This is a genomic window from Nocardia sp. NPDC058497, assembly GCF_042720195.1.
Taxonomy (GTDB): domain Bacteria; phylum Actinomycetota; class Actinomycetes; order Mycobacteriales; family Mycobacteriaceae; genus Nocardia.
Genome location: NZ_JBHXMY010001020.1, coordinates 1 through 1,190, shown reverse-complemented (window position 1 = coordinate 1,190; position 1,190 = coordinate 1). Strand labels below are relative to the sequence as shown.

The following is a 1,190-nucleotide window of genomic DNA, read 5'->3' as shown; positions in this document are numbered from 1 at the left end:
GCGGGCCCGTACCAAATCCACAAAAACAACCCGGCCCGAACCGCCAGCCCGCCCGCATACATCGCCCCGCCGCTGGAGCGCCCGCGCGCGGGGGCGGCCCTCGCCGTGGTCGGCCTGCCCGACGACGACCTCGGCCAGCGCATCGTCGCCTTCGTCGTGCCGCGCGAGGGCGGTTCGGCCGAGCTCGGCGCGGAGCTGATCGCCCATGTGGGCGAGCAGGTCTCAGCACACAAGCGGCCGCGCGAGGTCCGTTTCGTCGACACGCTGCCCCGCAATGCCATGGGCAAGGTGCAGAAGAAGCGGCTCGGCTGATCCTGCTGGGCTACGGTTCCGAACCGGCGAGCTCTACCTGGGTGACGTCGGTGCGGGTGAAGTCGTTGCCCTTGAACAGCAAGGGTTCTCCGCTGACCTTCGACAATGCGTAGGAGAAGCAGTCCCCGAAGTTCAGGCCTGCGGGGTGGCGGCCCTTGCCGAAGTTGCGGTAGGCCGTCCTTGCCCGGTGAGCGTGCTCCGGATGCACGGCGATCAAATCGACGGCGGCACGGTGCAGCCACAGATCGAGCTCGCGGCCGCCGGGCTCGCCATATCGTGCCTCGATAACGATCGAGAGTTCGAGGTACGTGCCGGTCGACATGAGACGAACGGGATCGGCCGCTATCGCATCCTCGTAGCATGCGGCCTCGGGCTCATTGGTGAGGATCGTGACGACCGCTGAAGTGTCGATGACCATCAGGCGGGAAGGCCGAGATCGTCGTAACCGAGGATTTCCTCGGCACTGCGACCGTCGAGGACTGGCAACTCCGCGAATCGGAGGCGAATCGCGGCGAGTTCCTCGCGGAGATCGTCGGGCTGCGATTTGCCGGTTTCGCGGGCGAGTCGTTCGCGCAGCGCGATAACGACGGCTTCGGTGAGGGTCTCGCCGGTGCGTGCCGCGAGTTCGCGAGCCAAACGATCCGCGTCGGGGTGCTTGATGCTCAGGGCCATCTATAGATTCTACCTCATCAGGAGGAATCTATACATGGTTGCCTGGAATCCGCACGGTCCTGAGCTTGTCGGGGTTGCGCACGCAGTACACCGCTGTGACGACGCCGTCGGTGTAAGCGTTGTGGGTGACCGAGTAGAGAGCGCCCGCGGGAAGGGGGGGGCCCACCGCCCAGGAGGGTTGTTAGGAGAAGATGACACCCACAGGC

2 protein-coding genes and 1 pseudogene are annotated in these 1,190 nt (G+C 65.9%); 1 reads left to right on the top strand and 2 read right to left on the bottom strand.

Annotated features, from left to right (window positions below):
* Positions 1 to 312, top strand: a pseudogene (locus tag ACFWPJ_RS33395) (hypothetical protein); the annotation flags it as partial.
* Positions 313 to 322: 10 nt separating this feature from the next.
* Here ACFWPJ_RS33395 and ACFWPJ_RS33390 read toward each other — a convergent pair.
* Positions 323 to 730 (bottom strand): type II toxin-antitoxin system VapC family toxin, encoded by a 408-nt coding sequence (locus ACFWPJ_RS33390; protein ID WP_378857597.1) that lies wholly within the window; start codon positions 728 to 730, stop codon positions 323 to 325.
* The gene (locus ACFWPJ_RS33385; protein WP_378857595.1) at positions 730 to 984 is read right to left on the bottom strand and encodes a type II toxin-antitoxin system VapB family antitoxin; all 255 of its coding nucleotides are present in this window, start codon (positions 982 to 984) and stop codon (positions 730 to 732) included. Before ACFWPJ_RS33385 ends, ACFWPJ_RS33390 begins: the two co-directional genes overlap by 1 nt.
* Positions 985 to 1,190 lie beyond the last annotated feature (206 nt).

Bases quoted from the DNA above. Each gene is read 5' to 3' on its own strand.
- ACFWPJ_RS33390 (WP_378857597.1), bottom strand. From the start codon at position 730: ATGGTCATCGACACTTCAGCGGTCGTCACGATCCTCACCAATGAGCCC.
- ACFWPJ_RS33385 (WP_378857595.1), bottom strand. From the start codon at position 984: ATGGCCCTGAGCATCAAGCACCCCGACGCGGATCGTTTGGCTCGCGAA.